Source organism: Acetobacter sp. AC2005, assembly GCF_037901235.1.
Taxonomy (GTDB): Bacteria; Pseudomonadota; Alphaproteobacteria; order Acetobacterales; family Acetobacteraceae; genus Acetobacter; species Acetobacter oryzoeni.
Genome location: NZ_CP149625.1, coordinates 965,408 through 979,295, shown reverse-complemented (window position 1 = coordinate 979,295; position 13,888 = coordinate 965,408). Strand labels below are relative to the sequence as shown.

Below are 13,888 nucleotides of genomic sequence, written 5' to 3'. Positions count from 1 at the left end.
CTTACAAAGGGCGGCTTTAAGGCCGCCCTTTTTTATTTGGTCCCACTCATTGTTTGCATGAGTTCGAGAATTTTTTGGCGCATTTGGGCATCTGGAATACTGTAATATGCGCGCACCAGTTCCAGTGTTTCCTGATTTTTGAAAATATTTTTTGTATCTGTTGTAGAAGTTACAGGAACATTTTTGTCCGATATTGTGCCAAAGCTTTTACGTGTTTCTGAAAAATGCGCATGTTTGTTGGAAACAGCTTCAGCGGGATACATATCATCAAAAAAGAAGTTGATCGGCACATCCAGCGCGCAGGCAATATGGTACAGCCGTGATGCACCCACACGGTTTGCGCCACGTTCATATTTCTGAATCTGCTGGAAGGTAATTCCCAAAGCTTCTCCCAGTTTTTCCTGAGAGAGGCCTAGCAGTGTGCGGCGTAGTCTTATGCGTTTGCCAACATGGGCATCAATGGCAGTGGCAGCAGCATGAGACTGGATCATGGTGGTGTCGATCGGTTCGTGCTCCGTGTGTTTCACGCCTCGAAACTTTTCATGCTTTCATGAGATGAGATGCTCAAGAAGATTAATATTTTATAAAGATGTTTGTCATTTCCTCCAAAAGAAAAACAGCGCAGACACCTGTTTAAAAAGGAACTGCGCCATAAAATTAAAAAATGGTGAACTAGTAATGAATAAAAAGTTAGATTTTATTGCGCCGGAGAGATGCTCCAAGCATCAGCAACGCACAGCAGAGTAAAGGAACAGTTTGCCCGTAATGCCCGAAAAATGTGCGGGGCAGCGCAGCAGGTACAGCAGAAACAAGTACTCCTGTTTTGTCCCACCCCAATTTGGAAAGAAGATGGCCTCTACCATCAAACGCGGCAGAAATACCTGTATTGGCAGCTCTGACTATGGGTAACCCTTCTTCTACAGCCCGCAAGCGCACGGATTCCAGATGTTGGCGTGGGCCTGCACTATTACCAAACCAGCCATCATTCGTCACATTAGCCAACCAGCGCGGACGATCATGAGGGTTGGTGACATCGCCTGAAAAAATTACCTCGTAACAGATTAACGGACCAACAGGTGGAATGTTGGCTAAATGCCATGTTTGTGGGCCCGGACCAGCAGCCAATCCGCCTTGTGGTACAATCTGCAACGGAATGAAGGAGGGTTGATACTCTCCAAAAGGTACAAGGCGTGCTTTGTCATACACGGCACTTACGGCGCCATCGGGCGCCAAAGCTAAAACGGAATTGCGGTAACGCCCATTATCATCCTGGCGAAGTGCTCCAATAATTCCTGCATCTGCCCCCAGTGCCCAGTCCATAATAACTTCGCGGGCTTTGGGCGTATCCTGCAACAGATCATAGCCGGGAAAAGAGGTTTCTGGCCATAAAAACACAATAGGGCGGTAAGGTGTGCCAGAAGCTGCCTGCTGAATCTGAATTTGCCGCGCCTGCTGCACACCTTGGGCTGTCAGGCGCAGGTAACGCAAAAAGATATCTCTTGGCCGTAACCTGCCTACTTTTTCAGTTTCCGGCACATTGCCTTGCACCATAACAGCTATTGGGCCGGAGTCTCCTTGGGGGTGAATGCTGTAAAAGCGTGCTGCCCCAACACCAAGCCAAAGCACACAGGCCGCGAGACTGCCCACGTAAATTCTACGCCGCGCTGCAGATGAGCAGCACGGTGTTGCTGATTGCGGTGTAAATGGCGTGTGCAGGTGTAGGCTGTCTAATAAGGCGCTCCCGCATAACAGGCTTACCAGTACAAGCGCCAAAGTCAGCCCGTCTTCCCCCATCCATGCAGCAGGTTGGATGAGCAGGTCCCCAACAGGGCCGGGTATGGCAAGGCAACTGCCCAGTGCATTCCACGTAAAGCCGCTGAATAAAAATGTGCGGCCCATATCAAACACTGTCCACGCACCGGCAAAAAATGCCAAACGGCGCAGTCCCGCAGGCACAAGAAGGCTTAACGTGGCTGGCGCGCCTACCATTGGCGCAAGAATGAGAGCACACCCCATAGAAGGGAAGGGTACAAACCACCAGAACTCATCTGCGCGGATGAGCACCGCATTAACCAGCCAGTAAAGCCCGGCGGTGTAAAAGCCAAAGCCAAACAGGCAGCCAGCCCACGCTGCGTGTTTCCAGCTTGTTGTGGTGTTGAGTATCCGGCCCAGTATGCCAAAGGTTAGCAACAGGATAGGTAAAAAATGTAATGGGGGTAGAGCCAGCGCAGAAAGAGCGCCAACCCCCAGCATAAACCCTATAAAACGCCAATTTTCCCGCCAGCACCGGCGTAGGCGGGTATGCGCCGTTTGAAAAAACGCGGGCAGTTTTACCACGGCGCAAACCTTAGTTTACTGGCGGACAGAAAAAGAAAACGGACGTTGAAAAAGCTGCCCGTTCTCAGTCCAGCGCATCGCGCAGGCGGCGTTCGTAGTGCCTGTAATATTTATCTGCCAGCAGTTCACTTTTAACCAGAATAGCCACATCTGTGGTGTTGAACTGCGGGTCCACCACGGCGCCATCACCTACATAGCCACCTAGCCGCAGATAACCTTTGATAAGTGGGGGCAAGCCAGCCAAGCACCGGCGCAGGTTCAGGCTGTGCGGGTCTGTGCGCAGCATTTCCACTTTCCGGTCTGGCAATGCACGCACGCGCAGGGCCGGAGGGGCCAAGTGGTTGTGATACAGATAAGTCAGCTCATCTGCCATTTTATCCGGGTCTGTTCCCGGCAGGCTGGCGCAGCCAAACAGCAGATCAATCTGATGCAGGAAAATGTAGGAGGCAATGCCGCGCCATAGCAACTGCATGGCTGTGCGCCCACGGTAGTTTTTATCTACGCAGGACCGACCCACTTCCAGCAATTTACCGGGGAATTCTTTTAGCGGCGTAATGTCATACTCGCTGGAAGAATAAAAACGCCCGATTTTTTTTGCGGCGTCACTTTGCACCAGCCGGTATGTGCCCACCACGCCCCGTGCGTCTGAGGCAATAGCGTGGTCAATAACCAGCAGGTGGTCTGCTACATTGTCAAATTCATCAATATCGCGTTTCAGGCGCAGGGTTTCGCCCTCTGGGCGTGCCCCCATTTCTTCATAAAAAACGCGATAACGCAGGGCCTGGGCTGCTTCCAGCTCGGCCTCTGTTTCTGCAATGCGTACGCTCAGGGTGCCACCACGCAGTTCAGGAAAGCCTTTGCGTTCCAGATCCAGCGCAGAAAGCCCCCCTCCGTTGTTGCGCGTTGCACTCATGCAGCATTTCCTTTCTGGCGGGCGCGAGAGGATGTTTTGGTGCCCGGCTTTGCAGCGGATTTTTTGCGGCCAAATAGCTCCAGCCGCATGGAAACAAATTCAAAGCCCAGCCGATCCGCCACTTTTTTCATCAAGGCTTCATGTTCCGGGTCTTCAAACTCTATAACCTTCCCATTATCCACGTCTATCAGATGATAATGGTGACGCCCATTTTCCGTTGCTTCATACCGTGCGCGCCCACCGCCAAAATCTCGGCGTTCCAAAATGCCTTTTTCTTCCAGAAGGCGTACGGTGCGATAGACCGTGGCCACTGAAATGCGGGAATCCAGCGTTAAGGCACGGCGGTACAGTTCTTCCACATCTGGGTGGTCGTCTGCTTCAGACAGAACACGCGCAATAACGCGCCGCTGTCCGGTCATTTTCAGGCCGTGTTCAACACACAGCTGCTCGATCCGCGATTCTGCCGACTGTGCCTTCAAGATCACAAATCCTGCTTTGAGTTACAATTTGTGTTTCAGGTTTCAGGTAGCCGAAAGTGATAGGGTTTGTCCAATTTTACACTCGCTGGCAGTTTTTTTATGCGATGCAGGCCCCTATCTTTTGCAGATGAGCTTACATTTTTCGCCATTTTGTGGAGTTTTTGAATGACCCGTTCTGCTGCATACGTGCCCGATTTTAACGTGCAGGAAGAGCCACGCATTGCCGTTTTAGATATTACAACGGAAAAATGCCCCATGACATTTGTGCGCACGCGCTTGGCGCTGGATGGTCTGCCGCCCGGTGGTTTGCTGGCTGTGCGCCTGAAAGGGGAGGAACCGCTGAAGAATATCAGCCGGTCTGCCCGTGCGCTGGGGCATACCATTTTGTCTGATGTGCCGCAGCCCGATGGCAGTGTGGTGCTTACGCTGCGCAAAAAACAGGAAACGCCTGCCTCGTAAACCGAAGCAGGCGCTCTGTAGAAAAGAACTGATAGAGGGGAAGGCGAGAAAAGCGCCTGCCCAATCAGTTGTTCATGGCTTCGAAGAAGTCGTTGTTGGTTTTGCTGTATTTCAGCTTGTCCAACAGGAAGTCCATGGCGTCCATCGTGCCCATAGGGGCCAGAATACGGCGCAGAACCCACATTTTGGACAGCGTAGCCCGATCCACCAGCAGTTCTTCCTTACGGGTGCCGCTCTTGGTGATGTCGATCGCGGGGAAGGTGCGCTTGTCTGCCAGCTTGCGATCCAGCACCAGTTCGGAGTTACCCGTGCCTTTGAATTCTTCAAAGATCACTTCGTCCATACGGCTGCCGGTATCAATCAGCGCGGTGGCGATAATGGTGAGGGAGCCACCTTCTTCAATATTACGGGCAGCACCAAAAAAGCGCTTGGGCCGCTGCAGGGCGTTGGCATCCACACCACCGGTCAGCACCTTGCCGGATGAAGGCACAACGGTGTTGTAGGCGCGGGCCAGACGGGTGATGGAATCCAGAAGGATCACCACATCGCGCTTGTGTTCAACAAGCCGCTTGGCTTTTTCCAGCACCATTTCCGTAACCTGCACGTGGCGGTGTGCGGGTTCATCAAAGGTGGAGGCAATCACCTCACCGCGCACAGAGCGCGCCATGTCGGTTACTTCTTCGGGGCGTTCATCAATCAGCAGAACAATTAGGAAAACTTCCGGGTGGTTCGCGCTGATGGAAGAGGCAATGCTTTGCAGCATAACCGTTTTACCCGAACGGGGCGGCGCCACAATAAGGGCGCGCTGGCCCATACCAATGGGGGAAACAAGATCGATAACGCGCGGCGTAAAGTCTTTTTGCGCGCCTTTCTTGCCTTTTTCGGCCTTTGGTTCTGGGGCGGAAGCCTGGCTTTCCACTTCCATCTGAAGGCGACGTTCAGGGTAAAGTGGGGTCAGGTTATCAAAGTTGATGCGGTGGCGTACGGCATCCGGTGGCTCAAAGTTGATCGTGTTGATCTTGAGCATGGAGAAGTAGCGTTCACCATCACGTGGGGCGCGAATCTGGCCTTCTACCGTATCACCCGTGCGCAGGCCAAAGCGGCGCACCTGAGTGGGGGAGATGTAAATATCATCCGGGCCGGGAAGGTAGTTTGATTCGGGGGAACGCAGGTAACCAAACCCGTCATGCATGATCTCAAGCGTGCCTTCGCCGTAGATCGCCTGGTCGTTGTCGGCCAGTGCCTTCAGGATGGCAAACATCATGTCCTGCTTGCGCAGGGATGACGCGTTTTCAATATTCAGGTCTTCAGCGCAGGCCAGAAGATCCGCTGGGGATTTGGCCTTGAGTTCCGCAAGATGCATCTAGGAAATGCCCTGACTGGCAAAAGTTCATAAGGGATATGTCAGGATTTCTCATGCCATCGGCTGCCGAAAGCGCGCGGCTATGGCAAATAAACACCTTGCTGGAAGGTGATGCCGGAGCAGAATAATCCAGACTAAAGGGAGGATGCGCTGGGCAGGTGAAGTCAGCCAGCACTATGGATCCGCATAATAACGATGGCCCGATGTGTCGTCAATAACCTTGTGGTGTGGGCTTCATGGCGTTGGCGCGGGTGTAATGGCCGCATTCCACCCGGCGCGCGTCAGCCACACGGCAGAAATGGACATATCGGGCGAGATAAAGCTGTTGACCTGCGACCACAGTTGGGAAGGGTGTATGGTGCGCGTAAGCCCGCCGGAAATCTGATCCCGCGAGCACGGGCCATTCAGGTGCAGGCTGTCTTCCTTCAGGGTGGCAGTGAGTTGGCATGCACCTGTTTGCCCATTTTGCAGGTCAGGCGCAGTGCCTTCCACATCTGCAGTTAGCAGCGGGCGCATGGTGCCATCCAGCAGCATCAATTCCCCTGTCACATGGCCTTCTGTAGAGGGATGAAGCCCGACAAGAAGCCGTTTGCCACTGTGTGAAGAAATGGCGGCATAGCGCAGAGGCTCGGTACTGAGATGATCAAAAAATGCCTGATATCCGTTAGGCGGCGGAGCCTGAACGGGTGTGGAAGGCGCGGCATGTGCCGTAGCAACGGCCCCCATAAGAGAGGCGCAGAAAAAAGCCGTTTTCCAGAACTGATGCATCTTACTTGATCCCTCCCAGCCAGCCTTTTTTCCAGAACCACAGTAGCGGCAACACAATGGTGGAGGCCATAAGCCCGAGTGAATACCAGTATCCGAAAGACCAGTTCAGTTCAGGCATGTTCTTGAAGTTCATACCATAGATACCGGCAATCAAAGTTGGGGCAACACCAATAAAGCTGACAACTGTCAGCACCTTCATCACCCCGTTCTGTTCAATGTTGATAAAGCCTAGCGTGGCATCCAGCAGAAACTCCACCTTGTCCTGCGCTTGGGAAACATAGGCATCCAACGAGGAAAGGTCTCGGCTTACGGTGGTAATGCGCATCCGCAGCGGGTTGGAAAGTGCATAGGCGGCGGCAGTATTGCTCCCCCCTTCTTGGGGTACGGAATCCGTGGTGATGTGGCGTGTGCTCAGCATGTATCCGGGGGTAGGGATGGCGCTGGCCGTTTTGCGGCTTTCGCTCAAAAACAGGGCAATGCGCTCCATACCCAAAAGCGTATCGCGCATACGTGAACACAGATTGCCCGAACTGCCAACACGCTGGAGCAGATCACGCTGCCAAGAGGCAATATTACGCACTGCGGACCCGGATGGGCGGGTGCGGAAAATATCGTGAGAGAGGGTATCCAGCAGGTCCCCCACGCTTTCTAAAATATCGGCCAACCGGTCCACAATGGTTTCAATCAACGCCACCAGAATTTCCCCGGCATGCAGGGTTGCATCATGCTGGGTGTGCAATGGGGCAGAGGGTGCTGCTGTGGATGCAGGCGTAGGGGCCGTTGTTTCTGGCGTGGGAATGGCATGGGGGGCGGGCATAACCTGCGCATGGTCCGCCACAAGCAAAGCCACCGTTTCAAAAGACTGGTAGGCCTGAAAGCGAATAGTAAACAGCCGGTTTTGCGTGAGAATAAAGCCTACCGGTGTTGTCTGAAATTCCGGGCCAGTTTTTTGTAATAAAGGGGAGGAAAGAAAGGCCGCGCCATTGCGCACGCTAATGCGGGATGAACTTTCAATTTCGTTCAGATCATCCAGTGTGGGAATGGGCTGGCCACATAACTGGGTTGCTAGGGCCTGTTCCTGTGGTGTGGGGTCTAAAAGGTCCAGCCATACGGCATCGGCGGCGTCGGCTGCGGTCTCAATAGCCCGTGCGGGCATACCAGGCCGGTGGGCCAGGAACATGCGATTCTCCATTTTGTGTGCGCGCGCTACCGAAGGCAGGCAGGGCCACTGTTTTCTGAACACAGAATGTCAGGTGGCGGTATGGGCTGCAAATATTCAACTGTTACAAATTATGCGGCCTTCTACATGTTTCTGGCAAGGTTACGTGGTTGCAGGGCTGTGCAACGCCTTGCGGTATCTGGTAAGCCTGCGGCTTCGTTATGACAGGCGATGTCAGGCTTTTATATATCTGGCAGGCGCGGTTTTTCACGCGGTATGGGAGCGGCAGACCAGAAATGGCAGATCCGAAGGAACACGGCACGTCAGCGGTGCATAGCAATTCCCTCCGGCACCAGCCGGATGAGCGGGGGCATTTTGGTGGGCGTCATGGGGGCCGTTTTGTAGCGGAAACCCTTATGCCCCTCATTCTGGAACTGGATGAGGCCTATAAGGCCGCCAAGGCTGATCCGGCTTTCCGGAAGGAGCTGGATTACTATCTGAAAGATTATGTCGGCCGCCCCAGCCCGCTCTGGTTTGCCCAGCGCATGACGGAAGAACTCGGTGGCGCTAAAATTTTTCTTAAGCGTGAAGAACTCAATCATACGGGCTCACACAAGCTCAATAACGTCATGGGGCAGATTCTGCTGGCCCGGCGTATGGGCCGCACCCGTATTGTGGCAGAAACCGGGGCCGGCCAGCACGGTGTGGCCACGGCAACCGTATGCGCTCTGTTTGGCCTGAAATGCGTAATCTACATGGGTGCTACCGATGTGGAACGGCAAAAGCCCAACGTGTTCCGCATGCGTCTGCTGGGTGCGGAGGTGGTGCCCGTTACCTCCGGCGCAGGCACGCTGAAGGATGCCATGAACGAGGCCATGCGTGATTGGGTGGCCAATATTGCCGATACCTACATGCTTATTGGCACAGTGGCAGGCCCGCATCCGTATCCGGCTATGGTGCGTGATTTCCAGAGCGTGATCGGCACGGAAACCAAGGCTCAGATGAAGGCTGCCGAAGGCCGTCTGCCAGATGTAGTGGTGGCGGCTATTGGCGGTGGTTCCAATGCTATGGGGATTTTCTATCCGTTCCTGGATGATAAATCTGTGCGTCTGATTGGCGTGGAAGCCGCTGGCCACGGGCTGGATAGCGGCAAAACCGCAGCTTCTATTGAGCGTGGGCGTCCCGGTGTGCTGCATGGCAACCGCACCTATCTGCTTCAGAACGCAGATGGGCAGATTGAAGAAGCACATTCCATTAGTGCCGGGCTGGATTACCCCGGTGTTGGGCCCGAGCATTCATGGCTGCATGATATCGGCCGTGCAGAATATGTAGGCATTACGGATAACGAGGCACTGGATGCCTTCCAGTTCTGCACACGTATGGAAGGTGTTATTCCTGCGCTGGAATCCGCCCATGCCGTGGCGTATGCCGCCAAAATTGCGCCTACGCTTTCCAAGGATACCCTGCTGGTGGTCAACCTTTCTGGCCGGGGTGATAAAGACATCTTCACTGTTGCCGAACATCTGGGGGTCAAGCTGTGAGCCGTATAGCAGCCCGTTTTAAAGCATTAGCCGCCCAAGGCCGCGGCGCGCTTATCCCGTATCTGGAAGCGTATGATCCAGATTGGGATACATCGCTCGAACTGCTGCGGAAAATGCCCGCTGCTGGCGCAGACCTGATTGAAATTGGCATGCCTTTTTCAGATCCTTCTGCCGATGGCCCGGTTATTCAGGCCGCTGCCCGCCGTGGCCTTAAAGCCGGGGCCACGTTGGCAGGCGTGCTGGATATGGTAACGGACTTCCGCCAGCAGGATAACGAAACCCCGATTATCCTTATGGGGTATCTGAACCCGGTAGAATCCTACGGTTATGAACGCTTCTGCCGCGATGCCTCCAGTGCTGGTGTGGATGGCCTGATTTTGGTGGATCTGCCGCCAGAAGAAGCCGATGTGCTGGCACCATTTGCCAAGGCCAACAAGCTGGATATCATCCGGCTTGTGGCACCGACCACGTCGGATGAGCGCCTGTCTTATGTGCTCTCTCATGCGTCTGGCTTTGTTTATTACGTCAGCATCACGGGCATTACGGGCACACGTTCTGCCACGACGCATGATCTGGAAGCCGCTATTCCACGCCTGCGCAAGGTTACCAAATTGCCGATTGCCATTGGGTTTGGTGTGCGTACGCCGCAGCAGGCCGCCAATGCTTCCTGCATTGCAGATGGTGCAGTTGTGGCCTCGGCTCTGCTGTCCACCTTGGCAGAAACGCTGGATGACAAAGGCCGCGCTACGGCAGAAACTCTTCCGCGCGTGTTGGCGCAGATTGAAGATCTGGCAAAAGCTGTGCGCAGTGCTGGCGGAAAGGGCGGTATGATTCCGCTTTTCCGATTCCAGTAATATCTTGCCCATGACACACGCCTCAGCCGCTAACATCGTTATTGTCGGGGCTGGCCCTGCGGGGCTGGCTGCGGCGGAATATCTGGCGCAAGCTGGTTACGGCGTGCAGGTGCTGGAGCGTATGCCCAGTGTTGGCCGCAAGCTGCTTATGGCGGGGCGGGGTGGGTTAAACATCACACATTCCGAACCGCATGAGGCCTTGATGCGGCGTTATGGTGTGGCGCAATCTTGGTTGCGCCCAGCATTGGATGCGTGGACCACGCAGGACATCCAGCACTGGATGGAAGGGCTGGGACAAGCCCATTTTACGGGGTCTTCTGGCCGCGTATTTCCTTCGGCCATGAAGGCATCTCCGTTGCTGCGTGCATGGCTGGCACGGCTGCGGGAGCTTGGAGTTGTGTTTCACACCCGTACCGCATGGAAAGGGTGGGATGCACAAGGTCACCTGCTTGTACAGCATGAAGGGCAGCCTGAACCACAACCCATGCAGGCAGATGCCACATTGCTGGCGTTAGGTGGGGCAAGCTGGCCACGCTTGGGCAGTGCAGGAGGTTGGGTTCCGATTCTGGTGCAGCAGGGCGTTAATATAGCGCCATTGCAGCCCGCAAATTGTGGTTTTGAAACAGCTTGGTCTGATCTGTTTCGGGGGCGCTTTGCAGGTGAGCCCCTTAAACCTGTAGCGCTCAGCTTTGCAGGGCAACGCGTGCAGGGTGAAGTGATGGTAACGGCCAACGGGCTGGAAGGCGGCGCGATTTATGCGCTGTCTGCGCCAATTCGGGCCGCTATTGCCGAAGAGGGTGTGGCCATTGTGATGGTGGATTTGCGCCCGGATATGCCAGAGCAGGAAATAGCCCGCCGTCTGGCCGCCACCCGCCCGCGTGAGAGCCTTTCCAACAAATTACGCAAGGCATTGCGGCTGCCACCTGTTGCTGTCGCACTGCTGCGTGAAGGGGGGCAGGATATTCCTTCCGCACCGCAAGCCTTGGCCGCGCGGTTAAAAGCTGTGCCAGTTGTATTGAGCACTCCACAACCGCTTGCCCGTGCCATTTCCACCGCGGGTGGCATTACGCGCGACTCCTGCACAGAGGGTTTTATGCTGCGTGCAGTGCCCGGCGTATTTGTGGCGGGTGAAATGCTGGATTGGGAGGCCCCAACCGGCGGCTATCTGCTGCATGCCTGCCTTGCCACGGGGCGTGCGGCAGCAAAGGGCCTGCAGGCATGGTTGCAGGATACAGGGGCTAAGCGGTATCCCCTCCAGCCATGAGCAGCATGATTATAATGGGTGAAGTGCCGGGGGGTGGCCCGGCGCAATTAGATTTGGCCGAACTTCTGGCCACGCGCCTGCTGGTGCAGGGCAATTCGGGGTCGGGTAAATCACACTTGCTACGGCGGTTGCTGGAGCAATCTGCCCGCATGGTGCAGCAGGCGATTATTGACCCGGAGGGGGATTTTGTCAGCCTTGCGGAAAAATTTGGCCATCTGGTGATTGATGGCGCAGACCATTCCGAAATGGCGCTGCATGCCGCGGGCGAGCGCATGCGTATGCACCGTGCATCTGTTGTGTTGAATCTGGAAGGCTTGGATGCAGACCAGCAGATGCGCTGGGCGGCTGCATTTTTGGGCGGTATGTTCGAGGTGCCGCGCCAATACTGGTACCCGGTATTGGTGGTGGTGGACGAAGCGCAGCTTTTTGCCCCAGCCGCAGCGGGTGAGGTTTCGGACGAAGCCCGGCGTGCATCCCTTGGGGCCATGACAAACCTGATGTGCCGTGGTCGTAAACGTGGTTTGGCCGGGGTTATTGCCACACAGCGTTTGGCCAAGCTGGCCAAAAACGTGGCCGCAGAGGCTTCCAACTTTTTAATGGGCCGGACATTTCTGGATATTGATATGTCCCGTGCGGCAGATCTGCTGGGGATGGAGCGCAGGCAGGCCGAATCGTTCCGCGATCTGGCGCGTGGCACCTTTGTAGCGCTTGGCCCGGCCTTGTACCGTAGGCCAATGCCGGTGCGTATTGGCACGGTAGAGACAGAAAGCCGTTCTGCCGGGCCAGTTCTCACACCGTTTGAGCCGCCGCCTGCGCCTGTGCATGATCTTATTCTGGCTCCCGTACCTGTGCAGGATATGCCGGTACGCCCGCGTAAGGCACCTGCACCGCCCCCGCCTGATTTACTCACCCAACTTGCTGCGCATGGTGAGGCACAGGCCGCCCAAGCTGAACAGGAAGCCCCTGAAGAAACATCCGAAACCCAGGCCGAGCGTGAAGCCCGCATGCGTGCCATCCTGCGTGACATGATGGAGGATGAGGAAGCTGCTTTTCGTCCAGCTCCGGTTTTGTATCAGGATTTTCTGGTGCGGTGTCGTATTGCTGGGCTTGGGCGGAATGCGCTGGATATGCGGCGCTTTAACCGGGCCTTGGCTACCGCTCGCAGTGGGGTGGATGAAGAAACATCTACTCAGCCTGAATGGCAGGAGGCTGAAGCGCTGGCCTCTACTTTGCCGGAGGACCTTCAGGCCGTGGGGCTTTTTCTGGCCCGCGCCGCATTGGAGCGGCAGCCATGCCCATCTGATGCAGCTATTGCGCGGGTGTATGGCACGGTTTCAAAAGGGCGTGCGCGCCGTTTGCTTGGCTGGTTGGAAGACCAGAATCTGATTGTCTTGCGTGCAGATGGCATGGGCCGCCGTGTGCTGACTTTTATTGGCACAGGGTGGGAAACCTTGCCCGGCAACGCAGATGGCTGAAAAAACCACACCAGTTAGACGCATATAGCGCAAAAAGTGCCCCTTTGCGGGCATGACGGGCACGCCATGCAGTGCTATAGCCCGAAGCATGACGGAAGACCCGCCTTTCAGCCCGGCGCTGCTGCCCGCAGGCTTTGTAGATTTTTTAACGCCCGATGCCCGAACCGAGGCAGAAGGTGTTGCCACGCTTATGGACGTGTTTGCATCCCACGGATACGACCGCGTGCGGCCTCCTCTTATAGAGTTTGAGGACACGTATCTGGCGGGTGCCGGTGCGGCCCTTGCGGAACAGAGTTTCCGGGTGATGGACCCGGATACCCGCCGCATGATGGTGCTGCGCCCGGATATTACGCCGCAGGTTGCCCGTATGGCGGCAACGCGCGTGGCCAGCACGCCGCGCCCGCTGCGTGTTTCTTACGCCGGTGTGTGTGTTGTGGTCTCTCCCGTAGCTGCGGAAGAAAGTAGCCGCCAGATTATGCAGACGGGTATCGAACTGATAGGCCCGGATTCGCCAGAGGCGGATGCAGAGGTCATGTCTGTTGGGGCGGAAGCTCTTGAGCGTCTGGGTGTGAAGGATGTTTCCTTCGATCTCACCATGCCGCCCTTTATTCCGGCCCTGCTGGAAGAAAGCAAAGTGCCCGAAGCACAACGTGCCGCCCTTATGCGTGCGTTGGACCGTAAGGACTCCGCAGCGGTGGCTGAACAGGGCGGGGCACTGGCAAGCACGCTTATTGCGTTGCTGGAAGCCACAGGGCTGGCAGAACATGCCGTAGCGCGGCTGACGGAAATTACCCTGCCCCCCAAAGCCCGCGCTGTTCTGGACCGCCTGGTGGATACAGTGGCCGCCCTGCGTGAGCAGTGCCCCAACCTGCGTATGACGGTAGACCCCGTAGAGTTCCGGGGCTGGAAATACCACACAGGTGTGTGCGTAACGCTGTTTGCTGTTGGCCGTTCGGAAGAGCTGGGGCGCGGTGGCCGGTACCTGTGTAATGATAATGAACCCGCATGCGGGCTGACATTGCGGCCAGATGTGCTGTTCCGCATGATTCCGCCAACCCCTGCACGCCCTCGTGTCTATCTGGCACCGGGGGCAGATAAGCGGGAGGCTGCGCGCTTGCGCACGCAGGGTTATGCCACGCTGGCGGCATCTTCTCTCACCGCAGAGCCAGAGATTGAAGCGCGCCGTTTAGGGTGCACCCACGTGTTGCGTGGTACCGTTTGTACGGCCCTGTCATAATTTCCCCGTAAGGGGCTTTTTCTCTTTCAGTTAGCGGCA

General features: G+C 55.8%; 13 protein-coding genes. 6 read left to right on the top strand and 7 right to left on the bottom strand.

The features are described from left to right. Positions 1-32 precede the first annotated feature (32 nt). From QQM41_RS04815 to QQM41_RS04800, 4 genes are all read right to left on the bottom strand, one after another. Complete coding sequence (locus QQM41_RS04815) at positions 33-527, bottom strand: helix-turn-helix domain-containing protein (RefSeq protein ID WP_080986739.1); 495 nt, start codon at positions 525-527, stop codon at positions 33-35. Positions 528-690: 163 nt separating this feature from the next. Then, on the bottom strand, positions 691-2,337 hold the full coding sequence (gene lnt, locus QQM41_RS04810) for an apolipoprotein N-acyltransferase (protein WP_339077883.1): 1,647 nt from the start codon (positions 2,335-2,337) through the stop codon (positions 691-693). A gap of 64 nt (positions 2,338-2,401) precedes the next feature. Beyond that, a complete protein-coding gene (locus tag QQM41_RS04805) occupies positions 2,402-3,250 on the bottom strand; it encodes a GNAT family N-acetyltransferase (protein ID WP_003623791.1) in 849 nt (282 codons plus the stop codon). Continuing rightward, complete coding sequence (locus QQM41_RS04800) at positions 3,247-3,735, bottom strand: Fur family transcriptional regulator (RefSeq protein ID WP_006116856.1); 489 nt, start codon at positions 3,733-3,735, stop codon at positions 3,247-3,249. Before QQM41_RS04800 ends, QQM41_RS04805 begins: the two co-directional genes overlap by 4 nt. Positions 3,736-3,894: 159 nt before the next feature. On the opposite strand from QQM41_RS04800, the gene QQM41_RS04795 reads away from it, so the two are divergent. After that, on the top strand, positions 3,895-4,188 hold the full coding sequence (locus tag QQM41_RS04795; protein ID WP_003623789.1) for a sulfurtransferase TusA family protein: 294 nt from the start codon (positions 3,895-3,897) through the stop codon (positions 4,186-4,188). Positions 4,189-4,252: 64 nt separating this feature from the next. Here the strand turns inward: QQM41_RS04795 and rho are convergent, their stop codons facing one another. The 3 genes from rho to QQM41_RS04780 form a co-directional block, all read right to left on the bottom strand. Then, the gene (rho, locus tag QQM41_RS04790; protein ID WP_042787093.1) at positions 4,253-5,551 is read right to left on the bottom strand and encodes a transcription termination factor Rho; all 1,299 of its coding nucleotides are present in this window, start codon (positions 5,549-5,551) and stop codon (positions 4,253-4,255) included. 234 nt (positions 5,552-5,785) lie between these two features. Next, on the bottom strand, positions 5,786-6,319 hold the full coding sequence (locus tag QQM41_RS04785) for a hypothetical protein (RefSeq protein WP_339077882.1): 534 nt from the start codon (positions 6,317-6,319) through the stop codon (positions 5,786-5,788). Position 6,320: 1 nt separating this feature from the next. Beyond that, on the bottom strand, positions 6,321-7,511 hold the full coding sequence (locus tag QQM41_RS04780; RefSeq protein ID WP_196332611.1) for a magnesium transporter CorA family protein: 1,191 nt from the start codon (positions 7,509-7,511) through the stop codon (positions 6,321-6,323). 188 nt (positions 7,512-7,699) lie between these two features. Here QQM41_RS04780 and trpB point away from each other — a divergent pair, with 188 nt between their 5' ends. The 5 genes from trpB to QQM41_RS04755 are packed head-to-tail and all read left to right on the top strand — an operon-like array spanning position 7,700 to position 13,849. Next, positions 7,700-9,019 (top strand): tryptophan synthase subunit beta, encoded by a 1,320-nt coding sequence (trpB, locus tag QQM41_RS04775; protein ID WP_339077881.1) that lies wholly within the window; start codon positions 7,700-7,702, stop codon positions 9,017-9,019. After that, positions 9,016-9,873: a tryptophan synthase subunit alpha gene (gene trpA / locus QQM41_RS04770; protein WP_339077880.1), complete on the top strand. Its 858-nt coding sequence runs from the start codon at positions 9,016-9,018 to the stop codon at positions 9,871-9,873. Before trpB ends, trpA begins: the two co-directional genes overlap by 4 nt. Before the next feature lie 10 nt (positions 9,874-9,883). Next, positions 9,884-11,137: a TIGR03862 family flavoprotein gene (locus QQM41_RS04765; RefSeq protein ID WP_339077879.1), complete on the top strand. Its 1,254-nt coding sequence runs from the start codon at positions 9,884-9,886 to the stop codon at positions 11,135-11,137. Further along, the gene (locus tag QQM41_RS04760) at positions 11,134-12,612 is read left to right on the top strand and encodes an ATP-binding protein (RefSeq protein WP_339077878.1); all 1,479 of its coding nucleotides are present in this window, start codon (positions 11,134-11,136) and stop codon (positions 12,610-12,612) included. Before QQM41_RS04765 ends, QQM41_RS04760 begins: the two co-directional genes overlap by 4 nt. 52 nt (positions 12,613-12,664) lie before the next feature. After that, on the top strand, positions 12,665-13,849 hold the full coding sequence (locus QQM41_RS04755; protein ID WP_339077877.1) for an ATP phosphoribosyltransferase regulatory subunit: 1,185 nt from the start codon (positions 12,665-12,667) through the stop codon (positions 13,847-13,849). The last annotated feature ends 39 nt before the right edge of the window (positions 13,850-13,888 follow it).

Bases quoted from the DNA above. Each gene is read 5' to 3' on its own strand.
- QQM41_RS04785 (WP_339077882.1), bottom strand. From the start codon at position 6,319: ATGCATCAGTTCTGGAAAACGGCTTTTTTCTGCGCCTCTCTTATGGGG.
- QQM41_RS04805 (WP_003623791.1), bottom strand. From the start codon at position 3,250: ATGAGTGCAACGCGCAACAACGGAGGGGGGCTTTCTGCGCTGGATCTG.
- QQM41_RS04795 (WP_003623789.1), top strand. From the start codon at position 3,895: ATGACCCGTTCTGCTGCATACGTGCCCGATTTTAACGTGCAGGAAGAG.
- QQM41_RS04755 (WP_339077877.1), top strand. From the start codon at position 12,665: ATGACGGGCACGCCATGCAGTGCTATAGCCCGAAGCATGACGGAAGAC.
- rho (WP_042787093.1), bottom strand. From the start codon at position 5,551: ATGCATCTTGCGGAACTCAAGGCCAAATCCCCAGCGGATCTTCTGGCC.
- QQM41_RS04780 (WP_196332611.1), bottom strand. From the start codon at position 7,511: ATGGAGAATCGCATGTTCCTGGCCCACCGGCCTGGTATGCCCGCACGG.
- trpB (WP_339077881.1), top strand. From the start codon at position 7,700: ATGACAGGCGATGTCAGGCTTTTATATATCTGGCAGGCGCGGTTTTTC.
- QQM41_RS04760 (WP_339077878.1), top strand. From the start codon at position 11,134: ATGAGCAGCATGATTATAATGGGTGAAGTGCCGGGGGGTGGCCCGGCG.
- QQM41_RS04765 (WP_339077879.1), top strand. From the start codon at position 9,884: ATGACACACGCCTCAGCCGCTAACATCGTTATTGTCGGGGCTGGCCCT.